19 protein-coding genes, 1 other RNA gene, 2 pseudogenes and 1 riboswitch are annotated in these 22,655 nt (G+C 64.4%); of the genes and pseudogenes, 5 read left to right on the top strand and 17 right to left on the bottom strand.

All coding sequences use genetic code 11. From position 1 onward, the window contains the following. Positions 1-3: 3 nt before the first annotated feature. From kdpB to ribH, 7 genes are all read right to left on the bottom strand, one after another. Complete coding sequence (gene kdpB, locus NMB96_RS10295; protein WP_255086829.1) at positions 4-2,052, bottom strand: potassium-transporting ATPase subunit KdpB; 2,049 nt, start codon at positions 2,050-2,052, stop codon at positions 4-6. Positions 2,053-2,063: 11 nt separating this feature from the next. Further along, on the bottom strand, positions 2,064-3,878 hold the full coding sequence (gene kdpA / locus NMB96_RS10290; RefSeq protein ID WP_023902562.1) for a potassium-transporting ATPase subunit KdpA: 1,815 nt from the start codon (positions 3,876-3,878) through the stop codon (positions 2,064-2,066). A gap of 15 nt (positions 3,879-3,893) precedes the next feature. Further along, positions 3,894-3,986 (bottom strand): potassium-transporting ATPase subunit F, encoded by a 93-nt coding sequence (locus tag NMB96_RS10285; protein ID WP_006452907.1) that lies wholly within the window; start codon positions 3,984-3,986, stop codon positions 3,894-3,896. Between the two features lie 921 nt (positions 3,987-4,907). Continuing rightward, positions 4,908-6,488, bottom strand: a complete 1,581-nt coding sequence (locus NMB96_RS10280; protein ID WP_183086889.1) for a CocE/NonD family hydrolase — start codon at positions 6,486-6,488, stop codon at positions 4,908-4,910. 521 nt (positions 6,489-7,009) lie between these two features. Next, positions 7,010-7,984: a thiamine-phosphate kinase gene (gene thiL, locus NMB96_RS10275; RefSeq protein WP_023902705.1), complete on the bottom strand. Its 975-nt coding sequence runs from the start codon at positions 7,982-7,984 to the stop codon at positions 7,010-7,012. 110 nt (positions 7,985-8,094) lie between these two features. Next, positions 8,095-8,574, bottom strand: coding sequence for a transcription antitermination factor NusB (gene nusB, locus NMB96_RS10270; protein ID WP_023902704.1), 480 nt, complete (start codon positions 8,572-8,574; stop codon positions 8,095-8,097). Continuing rightward, positions 8,571-9,035: a 6,7-dimethyl-8-ribityllumazine synthase gene (gene ribH / locus NMB96_RS10265; protein WP_006452210.1), complete on the bottom strand. Its 465-nt coding sequence runs from the start codon at positions 9,033-9,035 to the stop codon at positions 8,571-8,573. The genes nusB and ribH overlap by 4 nt, the downstream gene beginning before the upstream one ends. A gap of 177 nt (positions 9,036-9,212) precedes the next feature. On the opposite strand from ribH, the gene NMB96_RS10260 reads away from it, so the two are divergent. Further along, positions 9,213-9,288, top strand: a non-coding RNA gene (locus NMB96_RS10260) — sX9 sRNA. Positions 9,289-9,292: 4 nt separating this feature from the next. On the opposite strand, the gene ribB is transcribed toward NMB96_RS10260, so the two are convergent. Beyond that, on the bottom strand, positions 9,293-10,432 hold the full coding sequence (gene ribB, locus NMB96_RS10255; RefSeq protein WP_006452211.1) for a 3,4-dihydroxy-2-butanone-4-phosphate synthase: 1,140 nt from the start codon (positions 10,430-10,432) through the stop codon (positions 9,293-9,295). After that, on the bottom strand, positions 10,429-11,031 hold the full coding sequence (locus tag NMB96_RS10250; protein WP_023902701.1) for a riboflavin synthase: 603 nt from the start codon (positions 11,029-11,031) through the stop codon (positions 10,429-10,431). Before NMB96_RS10250 ends, ribB begins: the two co-directional genes overlap by 4 nt. A 162-nt stretch (positions 11,032-11,193) precedes the next feature. Continuing rightward, a riboswitch (FMN riboswitch) is annotated at positions 11,194-11,372 on the bottom strand. 217 nt (positions 11,373-11,589) lie between these two features. On the opposite strand from NMB96_RS10250, the gene NMB96_RS10245 reads away from it, so the two are divergent. After that, a complete protein-coding gene (locus NMB96_RS10245) occupies positions 11,590-12,213 on the top strand; it encodes a hypothetical protein (protein WP_183086890.1) in 624 nt (207 codons plus the stop codon). A gap of 193 nt (positions 12,214-12,406) precedes the next feature. Here the strand turns inward: NMB96_RS10245 and NMB96_RS10240 are convergent. The 7 genes and pseudogenes from NMB96_RS10240 to NMB96_RS10215 form a co-directional block, all read right to left on the bottom strand. Continuing rightward, a pseudogene (locus tag NMB96_RS10240) lies at positions 12,407-12,603 on the bottom strand (hypothetical protein); the annotation flags it as partial. A gap of 194 nt (positions 12,604-12,797) precedes the next feature. Then, positions 12,798-12,997, bottom strand: a pseudogene (locus tag NMB96_RS23380) (hypothetical protein); the annotation flags it as partial. Positions 12,998-13,284: 287 nt separating this feature from the next. Then, the gene (ribD, locus tag NMB96_RS10235) at positions 13,285-14,379 is read right to left on the bottom strand and encodes a bifunctional diaminohydroxyphosphoribosylaminopyrimidine deaminase/5-amino-6-(5-phosphoribosylamino)uracil reductase RibD (RefSeq protein ID WP_255086824.1); all 1,095 of its coding nucleotides are present in this window, start codon (positions 14,377-14,379) and stop codon (positions 13,285-13,287) included. Beyond that, a complete protein-coding gene (locus tag NMB96_RS10230) occupies positions 14,376-14,861 on the bottom strand; it encodes a GNAT family N-acetyltransferase (protein ID WP_255086823.1) in 486 nt (161 codons plus the stop codon). The genes ribD and NMB96_RS10230 overlap by 4 nt, the downstream gene beginning before the upstream one ends. Continuing rightward, the gene (nrdR, locus tag NMB96_RS10225) at positions 14,858-15,382 is read right to left on the bottom strand and encodes a transcriptional regulator NrdR (RefSeq protein WP_255086822.1); all 525 of its coding nucleotides are present in this window, start codon (positions 15,380-15,382) and stop codon (positions 14,858-14,860) included. Before nrdR ends, NMB96_RS10230 begins: the two co-directional genes overlap by 4 nt. Before the next feature lie 102 nt (positions 15,383-15,484). Further along, positions 15,485-16,753 carry a serine hydroxymethyltransferase gene (glyA, locus tag NMB96_RS10220; protein ID WP_255086821.1) on the bottom strand — a complete coding sequence of 423 codons (1,269 nt, stop codon included), beginning with the start codon at positions 16,751-16,753 and terminating at the stop codon, positions 15,485-15,487. Between the two features lie 211 nt (positions 16,754-16,964). Then, positions 16,965-17,486 carry an RcnB family protein gene (locus NMB96_RS10215; RefSeq protein ID WP_255086820.1) on the bottom strand — a complete coding sequence of 174 codons (522 nt, stop codon included), beginning with the start codon at positions 17,484-17,486 and terminating at the stop codon, positions 16,965-16,967. 224 nt (positions 17,487-17,710) lie between these two features. On the opposite strand from NMB96_RS10215, the gene ettA reads away from it, so the two are divergent. After that, the gene (gene ettA / locus NMB96_RS10210; protein WP_023902654.1) at positions 17,711-19,372 is read left to right on the top strand and encodes an energy-dependent translational throttle protein EttA; all 1,662 of its coding nucleotides are present in this window, start codon (positions 17,711-17,713) and stop codon (positions 19,370-19,372) included. Between the two features lie 175 nt (positions 19,373-19,547). On the opposite strand, the gene def is transcribed toward ettA, so the two are convergent. Continuing rightward, the gene (gene def / locus NMB96_RS10205; RefSeq protein ID WP_006452558.1) at positions 19,548-20,063 is read right to left on the bottom strand and encodes a peptide deformylase; all 516 of its coding nucleotides are present in this window, start codon (positions 20,061-20,063) and stop codon (positions 19,548-19,550) included. Positions 20,064-20,575: 512 nt separating this feature from the next. Here def and NMB96_RS10200 point away from each other — a divergent pair. Both NMB96_RS10200 and NMB96_RS10195 read left to right on the top strand, forming a co-directional pair. Further along, positions 20,576-20,989, top strand: a complete 414-nt coding sequence (locus NMB96_RS10200) for a post-PEP-CTERM-1 domain-containing protein (protein WP_043888946.1) — start codon at positions 20,576-20,578, stop codon at positions 20,987-20,989. Then, positions 20,982-22,640 carry a PA domain-containing protein gene (locus NMB96_RS10195; RefSeq protein ID WP_183086891.1) on the top strand — a complete coding sequence of 553 codons (1,659 nt, stop codon included), beginning with the start codon at positions 20,982-20,984 and terminating at the stop codon, positions 22,638-22,640. The genes NMB96_RS10200 and NMB96_RS10195 overlap by 8 nt, the downstream gene beginning before the upstream one ends. The last annotated feature ends 15 nt before the right edge of the window (positions 22,641-22,655 follow it).

The following is a 22,655-nucleotide window of genomic DNA, read 5'->3' as shown; positions in this document are numbered from 1 at the left end:
GACTCAGTTTCCTACAGCGGCGACAAGCGCCAGGTCGATCAACTTGATTGCGGCAAACGGCAGCAATATCCCGCCCACGCCATAGATCAGCATGTTCCGGCGCAACAAGGCCGTGGCGCTGGAGGGACGAAAGCGCACGCCTCGCAAGGCCAGCGGAATCAATGCCGGAATGATCAGCGCATTGAAGATCAGCGCCGCCAGCACCGCGTGGCGCGGGCTGGACAACTGCATCACGTTGAGCGCCGCCATCGAGGGAATCGCCGCAGCAAACAGGGCCGGCAGGATCGCGAAATACTTGGAGACGTCGTTGGCCAGCGAGAAGGTGGTCAGCGCACCGCGCGTGATCAGCTGCTGCTTGCCCACTTCGACCACCGCCAGCAATTTGGCCGGATCCGAATCCAGATCGACCATGTTGCCGGCTTCCTTGGCCGCCTGCGTGCCGGAGTTCATCGCCAGGCCCACATCGGCCTGGGCAAGCGCCGGTGCATCGTTGGTGCCGTCGCCCACCATCGCCACCAGCCGTCCACCGGCCTGCTCGGCACGGATGCGGGCCAGCTTGTCTTCCGGGCGTGCCTGGGCGATGTAATCGTCCACGCCGGCTTCGGCGGCGATCGCCGCGGCCGTGAGCGGGTTGTCGCCGGTGATCATCACGGTCTTGATGCCCATCGCACGCAGCTGCGCGAACTTTTCCTTGATGCCTTGCTTGACCACGTCGCTCAACTCGACCACGCCCAGTACATGCCGGCCTTCGGCAACCACCAGCGGCGTGGCACCGCCGCGTGCGACTTCTTCGATGCGCCCGTTCAATTCCGGCGACACCGTGACGCCCATTGCCTGCACATAGGCCACGATCGAGTCGCCCGCACCCTTGCGAATACTGCGCCCAGCGATATCGACGCCGGACATGCGCGTTTGCGCAGTGAACGCAATGAAATGCGCGCCGTCCGGTTCGACTGCGACCGCACCCTGCTGGCGCGCGAGTTTGACGATGGATTTACCTTCCGGCGTCGGGTCCGCCAGCGATGCCAGCATCGCTGCATCGCGCAGTTGCGCACGATCGATGCCGGCCAATGGATGAAACGCGGTGGCCTGCCGGTCGCCGTAGGTGATGGTGCCGGTCTTGTCGAGCAGCAACACGTCCACGTCGCCGGCCACTTCCACGGCCTTGCCGGATTTGGCCAGCACATTGGCCGACAGCGCGCGGTTCATGCCGGCGATCCCGATCGCCGGCAACAGCCCGCCGATGGTGGTCGGAATCAGGCACACCAGCAGTGCGATCAGCAGCAGCGGATCCAGCGTGACACCGACGAATCCAGCAATCGCCGGCAACGACGCCACCACGATCAGGAAGGTCAGCGTCATCGCCGCCAGCAACAAGGTGAGCGCGATTTCGTTCGGCGTCTTCTGCCGGTTGGCACCTTCCACCAAGGCGATCATGCGATCCAGAAAGCTGTGGCCCGGCTCGGCGGTGACCTTGAACACGATCTCGTCGGAGAGCACGCGCGTGCCGCCGATCACGCCACTGCGATCGGTGCCGGCCTCGCGCAACACCGGTGCCGATTCGCCGGTCACCGCCGCTTCGTTGATCGTTGCAACACCGCGCACGATTTCGCCATCGGCCGGGACGAATTCGCCCTCGGACACCATCACGTAATCGCCCGGGCGCAGCTCTGCCGCCGGCACACGCGTCTCGCGGCCACCGAGCGCGGTTTCCACGCGACGCGCCACCAGATCCTTGCGCGCACGCCGCAGCGATGCGGCCTGCCCACGCCCACGTGCTTCGGCGATGGCCTCGGCGAAATTGCCGAACAACACGGTGACAAACAGGATCGCCGTCACCGCCCAGCCGAAGCCGGCGTTGCCATGCCCGCTGGCGGTGATCACCGCCGCCAGCACCGTGCCGCCCATCACCACCGCCATCACCGGGCTGCGCAGCAGATGCTGCGGCGCCAACTTGAGGAAGGCGGCACGCATCGCCGCCATCAGCACGGCAGCATCGAACAACGCTGCGTCGCCGCGCTCGCGTTTTTCAGTCGTATCGATCGTAGACATTGCTCAAACTCTCAGGACGCCGCCAGGGCGAGGTGTTCAGCGATAGGACCCAGCACCAGTGCCGGCATGAACTGCAGCACGGTGAGCACCAGCACGATCGCCATCAGGGTCAACGCAAAGGTGGGGGTTTCGACCTGCAGGCTGCCGGCAGACTCCGGCGCGCGCCGCTTCACAGCCATGCGCGCCGCCACCATCAACGGCAGGATCAACGCCGGATACCGGCCCAGGACCAACACCACCGAGCAGCTCAGGTTCCACCAGTACGTCGCATCGCCCAGGCCTTCGAAACCCGACCCGTTGTTGGCGAAGGCCGAGGTGTACTCGTAGAACACCTGGCTGATGCCATGGAAACCGGGATTGGAATTTGCGGTGAAAGACGGCACTGCCAGCGCCACTGCCGTGAAGCCCAACACCACCAGCGGTTGCAACAGAATCAATAGCGCAAGCAATTGCACTTCGCGCGATTCGATCTTGCGGCCGAACAACTCCGGCGTGCGTCCGGTCATCAACCCAGCCAGAAATACGCTCAACAGCAGATACACCACGAACTGCTGCAAACCACAGCCGATACCGCCCCAGATCGCATTGATCAGCATGTTCACCAGCGTGACCAGGCCACTCAATGGCGCCAGCGAATCGTGCATCGCATTGACCGAGCCATTGGAAGTCTGCGTGGTCAACGCCGCCCACAACGCCGAGGCATCCGCGCCGATACGCACTTCCTTGCCTTCCATCAAGGCAGGCGAGTTCGCGCTGGCCGAATGCGCTTCGGACCACAGCAACAGTGCGGTGGACGCAGCCGACATCGTCAACATGGTGCCGAATACCAAGGCGGTGAGACGTTTGCGCCCGGTCAGATAGCCGACCATGAACACCACGCTCATCGGCAATAACACGATCGCCAACGTTTCGAGAAAATTGCTTAACGGCGTGGGGTTTTCCAGCGCCACCGAACTGTTAGGGCCGTACCAGCCGCCGCCGTTGGTGCCGAGTTGCTTGACCGCGACCATCGCGGCAACCGGGCCCACCGGAATGGTCTGCTTGGGCATGCTCGCACTGCTATCCAACGGTGTCGCAGTCGCCGCGCCCTGCAGCGTGGACGGCACACCTTGCCAGCCAAGCAGCACGGCCCACAGCAGGCACAGCGGCAACAAGACGCGCACGCTGGCGCGGATGACATCGGCCCAGTAGTTGCCAACGTCTGCTTCGGGCAGGGCCTCCAATCCGGAACTTGACTGCTGCCGGCCCTGGCGCGACATGACGATCTCCGGATCGTCCGGCCCGGCCATCCGTGGCGAGGTACTCGCCGGCGCGTTCGATGCCAGCGAGGCATTGGGCACGCTTGCGACAGCTCGCCCGCCGAACAAGGCACGCAAGGTCGCCACCGCCAACGCCAGGCCCATCATCGGCGTCACCACCTGCAGGCCGACGATGCCGGTCATCTGTGCCAGATACGACAACTGCGCCTGGCCCGAATAATGCTGCTGATTGGTGTTGGTGACGAACGACACCATGGTGTGCAGCGCGGTATCCCAGCGCATGTTGGGGATGCCGTCGGGGTTGAACGGCAGCCACGCCTGGGTCATGAACACCGCCCAGGTCAGCAGACCAACAACCAGGTTGCTGAGCAGGAACGCCACGGCATAGCCGCGCCACGACATGCCTTGCTGCGGACGGGTGCCGAGCAACGCATACAACGGCCGCTCGATCCAGCCGAACAGCGCATCGCCACGCATCGGGGCGCCACGCATCACCGCCGCCAGATAGCGGCCCAGGGGCCACGCCAGCACGATGGCCAGCGCGTAGACAAGGAAGGTTTCAATCATCGGAGCGCACTCGCATCAGAAGTCTTCGGGCCGCAGTACCACGTACAACAGGTACGCAGCGGCAACGAGCACGGCCACGCCGCACAACAGGGACAACCAGGCAGGCATGTCGGCTACTCCCCGAGACGCGCGCAACGCGGCGCGATGGATGCGATGTGCGACGGCGCATGCAGCGTGTGCATGCCAATAAGGCAAAACGCTGCCGCACCGTGCGCGCAGCGCCGATGGAGCAGACAGGTCAAGGGATGCATCGGGATCGTCCAGGGCGGAACCGCTCCGCCAACCTGCGCAGTGTCTTCCCGGCCTGCGTAAAGTCGCTATGGACCTACCAGGGCGGCGGCGTAAATTCCGCATAAATGCTGCGTGGCGATGGCATTTAATAACGCATCCACGCTTTTCAATCTTCTCAAGACAGCTGCGGTCACTGCCTTATCCACACTTTCCAAGCTCAGCTCAGGATGACCAGCTTTCGAATCATGGCGTTATGACGTTGTAGCAAAGCCTTGTTGGTCGAGGGCGCGGTGCCCTCGCCGCTCGCGGGACACGCCGCAAGTACGTCCATGTAGGCTCAGTGGCGGCATCCATGCCGCCACATGGTCCCGCAATCGGCGAGGGCACCGCACCAGGAAGTTTTCTGGCTGCTTTTTTAGAAGCCATCTGTTGTTCGGCTTTCGTTGGAAAACTGATCGGACTGCCCGTTGCCCGAACAGCGCAACTCACGCATTGCCTGCACTTTGCACACCGACCCTCTCGACTGGTCCTTGCCCGCCCACCGTCGCGGGACCTTACGCGGCATGGATGCCGCGTAAGAGCCTACACGGACGTACTTGCGGCGTGTCCCGCGACGGTGGGCGGGCAAGGGCCCTGCAGCCAGGCCACAGATCAGCCGCCCCGCAAATGATTTATCCACATCCTTCAACTACATCCAAGTAATCGGAATTTCAGGTTTCGAGCATCGCTTGGAAGTTATAAAGACAAAGAGTCCAACGTACGCCCTAAAAACTCACCTCACTGTTGCCGACCGAAACGCTACCGCAGCGGCACGTTCAACACCGATGGCGTTGCCACCGGCGAAGTAAACGTCACTGTGCCGCCGCCATCGCTTGCGTCGGTGTAACGCACGTCGCGCGTGTCGATCACCAACACCAGACGCTGCCCTGCCGGAATCTCCGCAGCGGCCGCTTGCAGCGACCAATCCAGCGTTACCGCACGACCCGGTGTGGCCCCTCGCAACGAATACGGCGCATGCGTGATCAGCTGCGCTACGCCTAGACCATCCATGCGATACAGATACGCGAACAAACTCACCTTCGACTGACTGGGCACCACGGTCACCCGTAGTGATGGGCTACCCGCCAACCGCCGCACACCGCTTGATGGCGCGCCAACCCACACTGCAGCGCCAGCACGATTCACTAACGGAATCGAAGTAGTCACCGGCAGGCCGATGCCCTGCAACAGACCACTGACCAGCACCACGCCCGAATCGGCCAACGTCGGCACATCGGTGGCGATGCGCGACTGCCAACCGCTGGCAGTGCCGCCGATCAAACCGCCGGTGGGGCTAAGCAGTCCTGCCGGTGCGGATAGCCCCAAGCGCGTGCTGCCCTGCTGCACCGACGCCCAGTCTGTGTATTCCAACCATTGCCCCGCACGCGGCGACAACCGCACCGGGGCCTCGGCATCCACCCCGTTACGCACTTGCTTGAGATGACGATCGAACCAACGCGTGGTCGCCGTATACACCTCGTTGGGCAGGCCCAACGCGCCCGGCAGTTCTGCCGTGGCGTGATCGCCCTGGCTGAGCAGCAACTGCTTGGGCCCGCGCAGCTGGTTGAAGAACGCGATGGTCTGATTCGGCGGGAACAAGCCATCGTTGAAGGCATTGCCCAGCAATACTGCGGTGCCACGCGCATTGAGCGCGGCCACATCGCTTGCAGGGCTCCGCGAGGCCGCCTGCGGCAGGAAGCCTTGCACCGCGCCGTCGTAATCGCCCACCGCAACCCGTGCGCCGATCTGCGCCAGATCCGGCCCGGGCCGCCCGGTCAACGCGCCGGCACCGACTAACAGCCCTACCCCTTGCTGGCTGACAGTGCGGTTGGAATACAGCGAGGCTTCCAGATCGGCCCAACCACTGAGCGCAGCCACCGCCTTGATGCGCGGGTCGCGCTCGGCCGCCAACAGACTGATGCCCGCCCCGTAGGAGATGCCCGACGCACCGATCGCGTTCGGGTTGGCCGGCGTATGCGCCAACGCCCAGTCGATCACAGCACTGACGTCTTCCACCGTGTCTGCGCCGGCAATGTCGATCTGCCCGGCCGAATCCCAAAAACCCCGCGAGGTGTAACTCACCACCACGTAGCCGTCGCTGGCCAGTTGGGTCGCACGCCCAAGGTATTCCAAGTTCGGCAACGACCAGCTGGCCGGCATTACGACCAGCGGAAACGGCCCGCTGCCCTGCCCTTGCGGCACCAGCACCAGCGCGCCCATCGGGGCGCCATCCCAGCCGGGAATGCGTTCGTAAGTCTTACTGAAAGCGCCCGCCACTGCTGACGCCGATGCCACCAGCAACGCCAGTGCGGCGATGCTCCCGATCCAAGGCTTGTTCATGCTGCTCTCTCCCACGCAAGGCCAGGCCGGAATGGCCCAGCGGCAACTGCCATGCATCCGTGGTTCGGGGGAGAACGTCGCGAACGTACCAGACGGTACGGTATGGCTCAAGGGCCGGGATTGGGGATTGGGGATTGGGGATTGGGGATTGGGGATTGGGGATTGGGGATTGGGGATTGGGGATTGGGGATTGGGGATTGGGGATTGGGGATTGGGGATTGGGGATTGGGGATTGGGGATTGGGATTGGGGATTGGGATTGGGGATTGGGGATTGGGGATTGGGGATTGGGGATTGGGGATTGGGCAGGCGGCAGGCGGCAGGCGGCAAATTTGGACCAGAAGAGTGGGCGGCATCGCTGCGTGCTTGTTGTGCTGCAGCCTGACTCGTGGCGCGTGCGCGCCGCACTTACGGGCCCGGCCCGCAAGTGGAAACAGCGTGCGCTTATCGTCTGGCTGATCCCGACCCGCAGACTTTGGCTGCGATGCAGCACGCCCGCGCAACGCCTCTTGCGCGAACAGCTCAGCCCACGAAGTGCTGATATCCGCGTTGCGGCGGCTGCCACGGGTTGCCGTCGGCGTCGTGGACCACCACGCCCGGCTTGGCGACGATCTGGCCGATGCGCGTGACCGCGACTCCGGCGAAGTCCATCGCCTGCACCACCGCGTCGCGGTGTTGCACGGCGGCGGTGAAGCACAGCTCGTAGTCGTCGCCGCCGCCGAGTTGCCAGCCGATGCAGTGCAGCGCGCTGATCCCGGCACTGCGTGGCATCGCCGGCAATGCCGCCAGCGCAAGTTGCGCGCCCACGCCGCTGCGTTCGCACAGATGTCCCAGATCGGCCAGCAGGCCGTCGGAGATGTCCACACAGGCATGCGCAAGCCCACGCAAGCGCAGCCCGGCCTGCACGCGCGGCTGCGGGCGCAGCAGGCGGCTGCGCCACTGCTCGTGCAACGGGTCTGTAGCCACACGGGTCACATCCAATTCCCCGGCTTGCCACAGCGACAACGCGGCCGCCGCCTCGCCCGGCGCGCCGGTCACCCAGACGTCGTCGCCCACACGCGCACCATCGCGACGCAGCGCCGCGCCCGGCGGCAGGCTGCCGATCGCGGTCACCGCACACGACAACGGCCCGCGCGTGGTGTCGCCACCGACCAAGGCGATGTCATGCGCATCGGCCAGCGCAAAGAATCCATCGGCAAACGCGTCGACCCATTCGGCATCGTCGTGCGGCAACGACAGCGACAAGGTGCACCAGCGCGGTTGTGCACCCATCGCTGCCAGATCGGAGAGATTGACCGCCAGCGTCTTCCAGCCCAGATCGTCGGCGCGCGTCTCGTGCGGAAAATGCACACCCGCGTTGAGCGTATCGGCGGTGATCGCCAGTTGCTCGCCGGGCGGCGGCTGCAGCAACGCCGCATCGTCGCCAATGCCCAACGGCACATCGGCACGCGCGGCGATGCGCGTGCGCAGGCGCGCAATCAGATCGAATTCAGGCATGGGGACGGGAATCGGGAGAAGGGAATCGGGAATCGCAAAGGCGCGTCAGGAGATGTCGGAAACGTTGCTCTTACGATTGCCCATTCCCGACTCCCCATTCCTGCGGCGCCTCAGGCGCCGCTCGCGCCCGACTCCACCTTGCGCCACTCCACCGACGCGCGATCCAGCACGCCGTTGACGTAAGTGTGGCCGTGCTCGGAGCCGAAGCGCTTGGCGGTTTCGATCGCTTCGTTGATCACCACGCGGTACGGCACGTCCTGCCGATACAGCAATTCGTAGGCAGCCAGCCGCAGCACCGCGCGCTCGATCGCGTCGACTTCTTCCACGCCGCGATCCAGATACGGGGTCAGCGCGGTGTCCAGCTCGGCACGGTTGGTCAGCACGCCTTCGACCAGGCTTTCGAAATACGCCAGATCGGCCACTTCGTGCGCCTGCTCATGCGCGAACTGTGAGATCACCTGCTTGGCGAACCCGCCGGAAATCTGCCACGCATACACTGCCTGCAAGGCACGTCGGCGTGCGCGCGAACGCAGCACCGGGTCGATGCCATCGCGACGGACGTGGCGGGCGTGTCCACCGGGCTTGCTCATGGCAACAACTCCATCAAATTGGTCAATTCCAGCGCCGCAAGTGCGCATTCTTCGCCCTTGTTGCCATGGCTGCCGCCAGCACGCGCCTCGGCATCTTCCACGCGCTCGACAGCGAGCACGCCGTTAAGCACCGGCACGCCGGTCTGCAACTGCACGCTCATCAGGCCTTCGGCACACAGGTCGGCCACGTGTTCGTAATGGCGGGTGTCGCCGCGGATCACACAGCCCAGCGCGATGATCGCCGCGTGCTGGCCGGATTGCGCCAGACGGTTGGCAGCGATCGGAATTTCCCAGGCGCCCGGCACGCGGACCACGTCAATGGCGTCCTCGCCGATGCCGTTGCCGGCCAGGCTCTGGCGCGCGCCGGTGACCAGCGCGTCGGTGATGCGGGCATTCCAACGGCTGGCGATGATCGCAAAGCGCGCGGTGGTGGGGCGGAGATCGCCTTCGTAGTGGGTCATGCGGGTCGGCAACTCGAGGGGGTAGGAAGTTTAACAGCTGCCGGGGCCTGGCCCGGCCGACGCGTGCAGGCCGGACCCGCCGAAGCAGACCCGGCCATGTGCCCCAGACGCGATGTTGGAAGCGGGCAGCAAAGGCTGGCGTAGCCGGCAGATGGCGCGGTCGATGCTCGAAACAGCAGGAACCGCTCGAACAACCCGGTTCCTGCGTAACGTGCGCACCCACCTGACGGCAGCTCACTGTCTGCCGTCAGCCACACTCAGGGCAGCGCAGCGGCCGGCACCGAACGCACGCCTTCGCCGGCATGGCATTCCAGATACTCCACCACCTCCAGCCCGAAACCGGCCAACCCCACCTGACGTCGCGGCGTGCCCAGCACGCGCAGCTTGCCCAGGCCCAGCTCGGCCAGGATCTGCGCGCCGGCCCCATTGCGCCGCCACTGGCTGACGTCCTTGGCGTTGGTTGCGGCTTCCGGTTGCTGGCGCAGCCGCGCCAACAACGATTCGCTATCGCGCGGCGCCGACAGCACCACCATCACGCCCTGCCCTTCGGCGGCGATCGCACGCAGCGCATCGGTGGCCGCCACGCCGAAGTCATCGCGCTGCCAGTGCAGCAGATCGGCCAGCGGGTTTTCCACCTGCACGCGCACCAGTGTCGGGGTGTGCGGATCGGCGTTGCCGCGCACCAGCGCAAAGTGCAGGTCGTGCGCTATGCGGTCGCGGTAGGTCACCAGCTTGAACGGCCCGAACTCGGTGGTGATCTCGCGTTCGTCCACACGCTCGACGGTGTGCTCGTTGGCCAGCCGGTAGGCGATCAGATCGGCGATCGAGCCCATCTTCAGCCCGTGCTCGCGCGCGAACACTTCCAGTTGCGGGCGGCGCGCCATGCTGCCGTCCGGGTTGAGCACTTCCACCAGCACACCGGCCGGTTCCAGCCCGGCCAGCATCGGCAGATCGCTGGCCGCTTCGGTATGGCCGGCGCGGGTCAGCACGCCGCCGGGCTGCGAGATCAGCGGAAAAATGTGACCCGGCTGGCTCAGATCCTGCGGCTTGGCATCCGGACGCACCGCGGTGCGCACCGTATGCGCGCGGTCGTAGGCGGAAATGCCGGTGGTCACGCCCTCGGCCGCCTCGATGCTGACGGTGAAGTTGGTCTGGAACTGCGCGGTGTTGTTGCGCACCATCGGCGCCAGGCCAAGCTGCGCGCAACGCTCGCGGGTCAGCGACAGACACACCAGCCCGCGCGCATGGGTCACCATGAAATTGATGTCCGAGGGCTTGACCAGCTCGGCCGCCATGATCAGATCGCCTTCGTTCTCACGGTCCTCGTCATCGACGATCACCACCATGCGTCCGGCGCGCAGCTCTTCGATCAATTCCGGAACGGGCGCGAAATTCATGCCGCACCCCGCGTGCCGAGCAGACGTTCGACATAGCGCGCCACCAGATCGATTTCCAGATTCACCGCCGCACCGACTGCGGTCTGCGCAAACGCCGTATTGGCCACCGTATGCGGAATCAAAGCGACTTCGAAACCGTCTTCGTCCACTTCATTGACGGTGAGGCTGACGCCATCGACGCAGATCGAGCCCTTCTTGGCGACATAGCGCAACACGGCTGCCGGCGCGGCAAAACGCCAGCGCTGCGCACGCGCATCGCCATGCACCGACTGCACCTGACCCAGACCATCCACATGCCCGCTGACCAGATGCCCGCCGAGGCGGTCGGTCGGGCGCATCGCGCGTTCCAGATTGAGCAGCGCGCCTTCCGGCAACGCGCCCAGCGTGGTCAGCGACAGGGTTTCGGTGGAGGCATCGGCCTGGAAGCTGCCGGCATCGAACGCAATCACGGTCAGGCACACGCCGTTGACCGCAATGCTCTCGCCCAATTGCACCGCTTCGAACGGCAGGCTGCCAGTAGCGAAGGTGAAACGCACATCGCCGCCTTGCGGCTGACGCGCAGCCAGATGGCCGACGCCTTCGATGATTCCGGTAAACATCAGCGCGCCTCCGTTTGCAGTGACAACGGAGCTAACGCAGTGCGGTGGAAAGTCGCGACCCAGCGCGACAGGTGATGCATGGACATAGTCGTTTCTCGCAAAAGTTGAGCGAAAAACGCCACAAGGCAAACAGGCGCGCGCGCAGCCGCAAGGCTGCGCGTTGGCCGTCTTCTTTCATCCGGACTATACCGTCGGCCCCGGCATCGCACCGGATCTGCTGACCTTGCGCTTCAAGAGTTTCGCGTGGATTCGCGTAACTCCGGTGCGCAAGCGCTCGCGGGCTCGCACGCTTGCGCATGCCTACCGCCGGTGGGGAATCGCACCCCGCCCTGAAGACGTTCGTGATTACCGGCGAACCGGCCAGCGCAGTCTAACAGGGCACCTTGGCGCGATGACTGAGCGTTAGTTAAGGCCGGCAGGACACTGCGTCATGTCAGGGAATCCCCCATAGCCAGGATTGTGAAGGATCTGTTAAATTGCGCCCCGCGACGGGAGACGTCGCTCTTTCCACCTCGCAACGGGGCGGAGACACGGACATCAATTCGGAGAGAACACCCAATGCGTCACACCCTGATTCTGGCTGCCCTGCTGGCCGCCACACCGCTTGCCGCGTCTGCTGAAGGCCTGAGCTACAGCTACGTCGAAGGCGGCTGGAACCGTACCGAAATCAACGTCAACGACGATTCGGACGACATCGATGGCGGCTACATTCGCGGCTCCTGGAAGATTGCCGAGCCGGTGTACGTGCTCGCTGGCTATCAGCGTGCCACCAAGGATTACAACCTCGGCGGCGGCTTCGAGATCGAAGGCACCCTGGAGCAGGCCACCTTGGGTATCGGCTACCGCCAGGAAATGACCGAGCGCGTCGAGTTCATCGCCGACATCAGCGTGCTGCGCAGCAAGGTCGAATCCGATCTGCGCCTGCGCGGCCGCTCGATCGACGATGCGTCCGACTCCACCAATCTGGGCTTTGCCAACCTGGGCCTCCGTGGCAAGCCCTCGCCGCGTACCGAAGCCTGGGTCAAGGCTGGCTACATCGACGGCAACGACGTCGACCAAGGCGAATTCGTCGGCACCCTGGGTGGCCAGGTCAACTTCACCCCGACCTGGGGCCTGGTTGCCGAAGCGCAGTTCATCGACGACGCCAACCAGTACCGGGTCGGCGTGCGTGCAAGCTTCTGATCGACACGTCGCAGATGCACTTAAGGCCCCGCATGCGGGGCCTTTTTTGTGTGTGCAATTGAACGCATTGCGGGCAAAGAAATCCATCGTCAGGCGTATTAGAGCAACAGCGGTGTTGATGCTGTAGAGCGGCTAACGATGCTTCTTGAATGCTATATCGATGGCGGTAAACGGGTAGATCAACGCCTGGTCGGTCGAGGGCGCGGTGCCCTCGCCGCTCGCGGGACACGCCGCAAGTACGTCCGTGTAGGCTCGGTGGCGGCATCCATGCCGCCACACGGTCCCGCAATCGGCAAGGACACCGCACCAGACAGTTTGCTGATTGCTTTGCTGAAAACCATGCACACCGACCACCTCAACTGGTCCTTGCCCGCACACCGTCGCGGGACCTTACGCGGCATGGATGCCGCGTAAGAGCCTACACGGACGTACTTGCGGCGTGTCCCGCGATGGTGGGCGGGCAAGGGCCCTGCAGCAAACCCACAGATCATGCGCTCTGCAACTGATCTATCCGCAACGTCTAATCACTTCGAGACAACTAAACTCTTGAGTCATGGAATCGTTTGATGAGGCCAAAAGCTTCGCTAATCGAGGGCGCGGTGCCCTCGCCGCTCGCGGGACACGCCGTGAATCCGTCCCTGGAGGCTCGGTGGCGACATCCATGCCGCCACACGGTCCCGCAATCGGCGAGGACACCGCACCAGACAGTTTGCTGATTGCTTTGTTGAAAGCAATGCGCACCGACCCTCTCCACTGGTCCTTGCCCGCCCACCGTCGCGGGACCTTACGCGGCATGGATGCCGCGTAAGAGCCTACATGGATGTACTTGCGGCGTGTCCCGCGATGGTGGGCGGGCAAGGGCCCTGCAGCGAGGTAGCAGATCAACGCTCCACAACTGATCCGCGCAACGTTCTTACGAAACGAGAGACTTCGCGCTGGCAAACCGGAGTCATTGCGGCAACCAGGAGCTTGTACTTCATGCAAGGCACGTCGCACCCGCAATCCAAAAACCATATCAAGCGAAACGTGCAAGGTGATCCGCCCCGAAACATCGAGCGCGCTATGCAGCACTTACTCGGCAGCAGGCGGCACGTAACGCAATCGTAGATCCTGACCGAGCTGGCGCACGTCGAGCAGTTGCAAGGGATGACGCTGCGCCATTGTCTCGATGCTGAGTCCGGCGAGCAGCGGTCTGGCGGTATCGCCTAGTAAAACCGGCGCCATGTAGACCAGCAGTTCGTCGACCAGGCCGGCGCGCAGCAATGCACCGCTCAGCGTCGCGCCGGCTTCCACATGCACCTCGTTGATCCCGCGTTCGGCGATCGACGCCAACACGGCAGACAGATCGAAGCGGCCCGCGTGCAGCGGCATCGCAACGAACTGTGCATCGCCGAGCGACGGCGGCAGCACATCATCGCCATGCACATAGAGCGTCGGTGCATCACCTTGACGAATGTTCTCGCACGCCAACGTGCGCAAACCGGCATCGAGCACCACGCGTAACGGCGGCACGAAAGGCGTGTCGTCGCCCAGCCGCACGGTCATGGATGGATCGTCCGCCAGCACCGTGCCTGCGCCAGTGAGAATCGCGCCGGCACGTGCACGCCAGCGCTGCACATCCGCACGCGCATCTGCGCCGGTGATCCATTTGGACTCGCCGCTGGCCAGCGCGGTTCGCCCATCCAGACTAGCGCCGAGCTTGACCCGCAGCCACGGCCGGCCACGTTCCACCCGCGACAAAAACCCCTGATTGAGCACGCATGCCTGTGCTTGCATGACACCGCTAAGCACCTCGATCCCGGCCTCGCGCAACAACGCGAAACCGCCGCCGTTGACCTGCGGAAACGGGTCGGCCATCGCCGCGACCACACGCCTCACCCCTGCGGCGATCAGGGCCAATGCACACGGCGGCGTGCGCCCGTAATGCGCGCACGGCTCCAAGGTCACATAGGCGGTGGCACCGCGCGCCAGCGCGCCAGCTGCGCGTAGCGCGAACACTTCCGCATGCGGGCCGCCGGCGCGCTGATGGAAGCCTTCGCCCACGCACACGCCATCGCGCACGATCACGCAGCCAACCATCGGATTAGGACGCGTGGTGTACGCACCACGCTCGGCCAAACGCAGTGCCTGCGCCATCCAGCGGTGGTCGTCGGCCGTTGCGCTCATTGCAGTACCGTTTGCGGTTCGATACACATCACCACGATCTGCATCGGCCCCAGCAGTAATTCCGCATGCCTCTGCCAGCCCAACCGCTGATAAAACGGCACCAGCACCGGTTGGCAATACAGGTACAACGCACTCACGCCCAATTGCGCGGCGGCTTGCACGCAATGCGCAACCAGCGCTTCGCCGATGCCCTGCCCGCGCGCCTGCGGCTGCACGTACAGCGATGCCAGCCACGGCGACCATTGCCGGATACGCGCGTCGTCGTTCTCCAGCAGGCTCACCGAGCCAAGCCACTGCGCCTGCTCGAGCGCCACCCACGTCGTCGGGATCACGCCATCGCGGGTGTGGCTGCGCAACTCGCGCAATGCCTCATCGAAATCCCAGTCCGGCAACAGACTGCCGAAGGCCTGCAGATGCGCCTGCGCGATCGCCGGCAGATGCTCCGGCGCGTCGGCCACACAGGCGATGCGTAACGCGTTCACCGCTTGTCGGGCTTGCCGGCGCGCTCCAACGCCGCTTCCAGCAGCGGCAACTGCTCGATGCCGACCGGAAGTTCGCGCTCGAGCTTTTCGATTTCCTCGCGGAAATCGGCCACGTCCTGGAAGCTGCGATACACCGAGGCAAAGCGCACATAGCCCACGTGATCGAGCTTGCGTAGCTCGACCATCACGTATTCGCCCACCCGCAGCGAGCCCACTTCGCGCTCGCCGGACATGCGCAGCTGATGCACCACCGCACGCACGGCCGCCTCGATCTGTTCTTCGGACACCGGACGCTTTTGCAGCGCGCGGTCGAAACTGGTGCGCAACTTGCGCGCATCGAACGCCTCGCGCCCACCGTCGCTCTTGACCACGGTGGGCAGCTTGAGTTCGATCGTCTCCAACGTGCTGAAACGCTCGCCGCAGGCCTCGCACTCACGGCGGCGACGAATCGTCGTGCCGTCTTCGGACACGCGCGAATCGATCACGCGGGTGTCGTTGTGCTGGCAAAAGGGGCAGTGCATCAGGGCGCCGGGAGTGGGAAGTGAGGATTAGGGATTGGCAACAGCAGGAGCAAGGACGCGCTTGCCGCGCATCCCCAATCCCGAATCACCAATCCCGGCACCTCAGCCATACACCGGATACTTCTTGCACTGCGCGGTCACCGCGTCGCGCACCTTCGCCAGCACCGCTTCGTCGGCGGGAGCGTCGAGCACGTCGGCGATCCAGTTGGCCAGATCGATACTGTCCTGCTCCAGATAGCCGCGGGTAGTGATGGCCGGGGTGCCCAGGCGCAGGCCCGAGGTGACGAACGGCGAGCGCGGGTCGTTGGGCACTGCGTTCTTGTTGACGGTGATGTGGGCCTTGCCGAGCGCGGCTTCTGCGTCCTTGCCGGACACGTCGCGGCCGATCATGTCGACCAGCATCAGATGATTTTCGGTGCCGCCGGAGACGATCTTGTAGCCGCGCGCGATCAGCGTGCTGGCCATGGCCTGGGCGTTCTTCACCACCTGCTGCTGGTAGGTCTTGAACGCCGGTTCCAACGCTTCCTTGAACGCAACCGCCTTGGCTGCGATGACATGCATCAGCGGGCCACCCTGGATGCCCGGGAACACGATCGACTGTAGTTTCTTCTGCAGTTCCTCGCTGGCGCCCTTGGCCACGATGATGCCGCCGCGCGGGCCGCGCAGCGTCTTGTGGGTGGTCGAGGTGACCACGTGCGCATGCTCCATCGGGCTCGGATACACGCCGGCAGCGACCAGGCCGGCCACGTGCGCCATGTCCACGAACAGATACGCACCGACACTGTCGGCGATGGCGCGGAAGCGCGCCCAATCGATCTTCTGCGAATACGCCGAGAAACCCGCCACGACCATCTTCGGCTTGTGTTCGGTGGCCAGGCGCTGGACTTCGTCATAGTCGATCAGGCCCTGCTCGTTGACGCCGTACTGCACGGCGTTGAACAGCTTGCCGGAGACATTGACCTTTGCCCCGTGGGTCAGGTGGCCGCCATGCGCAAGGCTCATGCCCAGTATGGTGTCGCCGGGCTGCAGCAGCGCCAGATACACCGCCTGGTTGGCCTGCGAGCCGCTGTGCGGCTGCACGTTCGCATACATATCTTCCGTGGAGCCCGCTCCGAACACCTGCTTGATGCGCTCGATCGCCAGCTGCTCGGCGATGTCGACGAACTCGCAGCCACCGTAATAGCGCTTGCCCGGATAGCCTTCGGCGTATTTGTTGGTCAGCTGGCTGCCCTGGGCTTCCATCACCAGCGGGCTGCAATAGTTTTCGCTGGCGATCAGCTCGACGTGATCCTCCTGGCGGCCGGCTTCGTCGGCGATGGCCTTGGCCAGTTCGGGGTCGTAGGTTTCCAGTCGGACGTCGCGCGAGAACATGCAGAGCTCCGGGGCAGCTGTTGCCAGTAGGGGCGCAGATTGTAAGCCCCCGCATGGACAGGTGACCAATTGCGATGCTGGCGCGCCCCACGCGCACCATGGCGCCCGCGCCTTCAAAAGACAAAGGCGCACCGGAGTGCGCCTTTGTGTGATGGTCCGCCCGCTTGCCGGGCCGGACCAAGCCGATCGCCAACACGCCGATCGCCAACGCTTAGTTGTTGAGCACCAGATCGGCGATCACCCCGGTTGCGATGGCCACCAGCAGGAAGTTGCCGGTGTTGTCGCGCTGCCAGCGATAGCCGCGCGGCGGGTAGCGCAGGTTGTAGCGGTCGTAATCGTTGACCACGTAAATCGGACCCTGATAGCGGTGACCACGCACATAGGCTGGACGGCCGTAGTAGACCGGCGCCGGTACGTAGGCATACCCGCCACGGTCGTAGTGGCGATCACGGTAACGCGCGTCGCGATAGCCCTCGCGGTAGCCGTTGCCGTAGTAGCGGCGGTCCTGGCGCCAGTCGCGGCGGTCGGCCTGGCGGTCGTCCCGCCACTCACGACGGTCGTTGCGATGATCGTCGCGACGATCATTACGCCAGTCGTGGCCATGATCACGGCCGCGGTCATGGCCGCGGCGATCGTGGTCGCGGTCCCAGTCTCCGGCGAATGCGGCCGGTACCACGGAGCCAAGCGCCAGGATGGAGGAAAGCACAACGGTAACGATGCGTTTGCGGTTCATGACAGCTCCTGTTTGCGATGTCGCAGTTGCATTAGTGCGCTCGGCGCCTTAACGCTTTCTTGCTGGAATCGGTTACGAAAACGCCCATTCAGGTGACAAGTAAGCTGCCGTTTAGCCGCAACCCTGCTCCCGCGTGCCAAGGCAGTTGCCCGTATAATCGGCGCAATCCCTTTTCCGCTGCCTCCGGCCTCGGCCGGCGGGCTGCCTGCGTCCACGGAGTCCCCATGTCGCAATACATTTACACCATGAACGGCGTCAGCAAGACGGTGCCGCCGAAGCGCCAGATCATCAAGGACATCTCGCTGTCGTTCTTCCCGGGCGCCAAGATCGGCCTGCTCGGCCTGAACGGCTCGGGTAAATCGACCGTGCTGAAGATCATGGCCGGCGTGGACACCGACTTCAGCGGCGAAGCGCGCCCGCAGGCCGGCATCAAGGTCGGCTATCTGGCCCAGGAACCCGAACTCAACCCCGAGCACACCGTGCGTCAGGCGGTGGAAGAAGGCGTCGGCGAAGTGCTGCAGGCCCAGGCCGCGCTGGACAAGATCTATGAAGCCTACGCCGAGGAAGGCGCCGACTTCGACAAGCTGGCCACCGAGCAGCAGCGCCTGGAAGCCATCCTGGCCGCCGGCGATGCGCATATGGTCGAACAGCAACTGGAAGTGGCCGCCGACGCGCTGCGTCTGCCGCCGTGGGAAGCGCTGATCGGCCCACTGTCCGGTGGCGAAAAGCGCCGCGTGGCGTTGTGCCGCCTGCTGCTGCAGAAGCCGGACATGCTGCTGCTCGACGAACCGACCAACCATCTGGACGCCGAGTCGGTGGAATGGCTGGAACAGTTCCTGGCGCGCTACACCGGCACCGTGGTGGCGGTGACGCATGATCGCTACTTCCTGGACAACGCCGCCGAGTGGATCCTGGAACTGGACCGCGGCCGCGGCATCCCGTGGAAGGGCAACTACACCGACTGGCTGACCCAGAAGGACGAGCGCCTCAAGCAGGAAGACAACCAGGAAAAGTCACGCCAGAAGGCGATCCAGAAGGAACTGGAATGGTCGCGGCAGAACGCCAAGGGCGGCCGCACCAAGGGCAAGGCCCGTCTGGCCCGCCTGGAAGAACTGCAGTCGGTGGATTACCAGCGCCGCAACGAGACCAATGAGATCTTCATTCCGCCGGGCGAGCGCCTGGGCAATGCGGTGCTCGAATTCAAGAACGTCACCAAGAAGTTCGGCGACCGCCTGCTGATCGACAATCTGAGCTTCCTGGTGCCCGGTGGCGCGATCGTCGGCATCATCGGCCCCAACGGTGCCGGTAAGTCGACCCTGTTCAAGATGATCACCGGCATGGAGACCCCGGATTCGGGCGAGATCGTGCTCGGGCCGACGGTGAAGCTGGCCTACGTGGACCAGAGCCGCGACAAGCTGGAAGGCAACCACAACGTGTTCCAGGAAATCGCTGGCGGCCTGGACATCCTCAACATCAATGGCGTGGAGATCCAGTCGCGCGCCTACATCGGCCGCTTCAACTTCAAGGGCCAGGATCAGCAAAAGATGGTCGGCTCGTTGTCCGGCGGTGAGCGCGGTCGTCTGCACATGGCCAAGACGTTGTTGCAGGGCGGCAACGTGCTGCTGCTCGACGAACCGTCCAACGATCTGGACATCGAAACCCTGCGTGCGCTGGAAGATGCGCTACTGGAATTCCCCGGCAACACCTTCGTGATTTCGCATGATCGCTGGTTCCTGGATCGCATCGCCACGCACATCATCGCCTTCGAAGGCGACTCGCACGTGGAGTTCTTCCAGGGCAACTACCGCGAGTACGAAGAAGACAAGAAGCGCCGCATGGGCGACGACGCCGGTCCCAAGCGTCTGCGCTTCAAGGCGCTGAAGTAAGCAAGAGCGGCCAACAAAACGGCTGCGCCCGCCGCCAGGCGACTGCTCGCTACATTTTGTCAGCCACTCGTAAGACAAGGGCGCCGAAAGGCGCCCTTTTTACGTGCGGAGTGCAGTGGCATATCGCGTCGACAAACCGCGTGGTCGAGGATGGAGCGCACCGTCGGTCGCTGCGTTACAGCTCGTAAGACAGCACGTCTTCGAAGCCAAAGGTGTCGAAGTTTTCGATGCGCGAGGGATACAGGCGGCCGACCAGGTGATCGTATTCGTGCTGCACCACACGCGCATGGAAGCCTTCGGCCTCGCGTTCGATCGGGCTGCCATCCGGCGCAAAGCCGCGATAGCGAATGAAGCGATAGCGAGGGATCACCGCGCGCAATCCGGGAATGGACAGGCAGCCTTCCCAGCCGTTTTCCATCTCCTCCGACAGCGGTTCGATCTGCGCATTCGCCAATGCGGTGCGCGGCACCGCCGGCGCTTCGGGGTAACGCTCGCTGGCCTCGAAACCGAACACCATCAATTGCAGATCCACCGCGATCTGCGGTGCGGCCAGACCCACACCGCGCGCATCGTCCATGGTCTCGAACATATCGGCCACCAAGGTGCGCAGCTCGGCGCTGCCCAGGTTGGTGACCGGTGGCGCCACGCGCAGCAGGCGTTTGTCGCCCATGCGGATAATCTCGCGAATCATCTAGCTGCTCCCGGAAAACGTGACGGGATTTTAGAACCTGTTCGGTAGGCGTAGGTGAGGTTGGGGATTGGGGGTTGGGGATTGGGGGTTGGGGATTCGCAGCTGGGACGTGGATACCGCTGCGTTGGCACTTCGCGTTTTGATCTCAGTTGGCTGCCTGGCTCGGTTTCCTTCTCTCGGCGGAGACGGGCTTCGCTCGTACCCTCATCCGCCCCTGCGGGGCACCTTCTCCCGATGGGAGAAGGAATGCGTCTGGCCCGGCTGGTTCGCGTCAAAAATCCGACCAATCCGGGCCCGGCCACTGCTGCAAGCTCCAACAAATATCCCATGGCAAGCGACTGACTGACTGTTTCAGGTCACTGCTTCGCATTCAGGGGCTTGCATGTCAAAAGATTGACACAAGTCACGTATTCATGATTCAGTCATGAACAGACTGAAACGGAAGGATCCCCCGAATGCCGGTGTCTGCACGGCATCCCTTTTCCCCTGTTGGACTCAAGGAAACCCCAACGATGATGAGCTTTCGCAAGCCCGGATGGATGCTGTCCGGCGTGTTGTGTGTTGTCTGCCTGCCGGCCCTGGCCGTCGCGCAAGAGGCCGCAACCAGCAGTTCCAAGGTCGGCATCGACCCCGCCACCGGCAAGCTGCGCCCGCTGACCGACGCCGAGAGCGCGGCGCTGGATCAGCAGGCTGCGTCGTCGGCCCGCAGCAGTGCTGCCCGCACCACGGTTCCGCAGACCGAAGCCGCCGCGCGCGCGACCGAGCGACGCCTGCCCAACGGCACCGTGGCGCGCAAACTGCCGGCCACGCAGATGAGTTCGCTGGCCGCGACCCGTCAGGCCGATGGCCGCATCGTCATCGAACACAGCAACGACGCCGACACCCAACCCGCCCACGCCGAGCACGGAGCGCTGCCGCATGAATAAGCCCTTGTTGCTGTTGTCTCTGGCCGTGGCCGCCGCCATCGCGCCGCTGCACGCAAGCGCCGCCAACGTCACGCTGATCAATGGCGATGCCGGCACCAGCGTCGGCTTGAACGATCCCACCACCGCAGCGCCATTGGGTGGCAATCCCGGGCGCTCGGTGGGCGAACAGCGCCGCATCGCCTACCAGTACGCCATGGACCTGTGGGGTGCGGTGCTGCAGAGCAACGTCGAGATCAAGGTGTATGCCTCGTTCGCGCGGCTGACCTGTACCGCCACCGGCGGCACGCTGGGTCAGGCCGGCCCGAATTGGATCGTCAACGATTTCCCCGGTTCCAAGCCCAATACGCTGTATCCGTCCGCGTTGGGCGATGCGATCGCCGGGCAGGATCTGGTGCCCGATCCGAACGATCCGGCCGACGTGTTTTCGCAATTCAACGGCGACCTGGGCAAGGAAGATTGCCTGGCCGGCTCGGGCTGGTACCTGGGTCTGGACGGCAAGACGCCCGAAGGCCAGATCAACTTCCTCAACGTGGTGATGCATGAGATCGGCCACGGCCTGGGAGCGGCGGGCTTCCTCAACAAGACCACCGGTGTGCTCGGCTCGGGCACCGGCCTGACCGACGTCTACACCGCGCAAGCCTACGACAACGTGCAGAACAAGCGGTTCGACGACCCCACCATGACCAACGCATTGCGTGCAGAAGCGATGCGCACACCGGGTCGTACGGTGTGGGCCGGCACGCGCGTCAACCGCGAGGCGGCGTTGATCCTGGATCCGCGCACCTTGCTGCGGGTGACCGCACCGGCCAGCGCAGCCGGCAAGTACGAAGTGGGCTTTGCCAGCTTCGGGCCGCTGGCCAGTGCGGCCAATTTCCCGGCCAAGTCGGTGGTGACGGTCAACGATGGCGTGGCGGCACCGTCGGCCGGCGATGGCTGCGAGACGCCGTTCGCCAATGCGGCCGCTGTGGCCGGCAAGGTGGCACTGATCGACCGTGGCACCTGCGCGTTCGCGATCAAGGTCAAGAATGCCCAGCTCAACGGCGCGGTGGGCGTGATCGTCGCCAACAACGCAGCGGGCGTGCAGACCATGGGCAATGCCGCGCCGCCGATCACCGACATCACCATCCCGGCGATCATGGTGTCGCAGGCCGATGGTGCGCGTCTGAAGAGCAGCACCGCAGTGGTCGCAGCGTTGTACGAGGATCCCGAGCTGTTGCAGGGCACCGACAGCGAAGGCCGTACACGCTTGTACGCGCCCAGCGTGGTGGCCGGCGGTTCGACGTTCTCGCACTTCGATACCGATCTGCAGCCGAACGCGTTGATGGAACCGTTCGACACACCGGAAGTGCAGGCGCAGCTCAACATCGACCTGACCCCGGCGATGTTTGCCGATATCGGGTGGACCTTGAACCGAGGGCTGGCCAAGCTCGGCAGCTGCAACACGCTGGTGCCGACGCTGGAGACCGGCGGGTTGATTCCCGGCGCGAACATCTCGGCCGAAAGCAGCCTGTGCAAGACCCAGAACGCGGGCAACCGTCTCGGTTACCTGACCTGCATGGACGAGCACGCGCGCGAATTGCAGAACCAGGGCGCCATCAGCCGCGTGCAACAGGCGTCGGTGTTCGTCTGCGCCACCAAGGTGCGCCCGTAATCAGCAAGATTCACT

The organism is Xanthomonas hortorum, from assembly GCF_024339125.1.
Taxonomy (GTDB): Bacteria; Pseudomonadota; Gammaproteobacteria; order Xanthomonadales; family Xanthomonadaceae; genus Xanthomonas; species Xanthomonas hortorum.
Note: the sequence above shows the minus strand (reverse complement) of the source record. Positions and strands in the feature narration are given on the sequence as shown.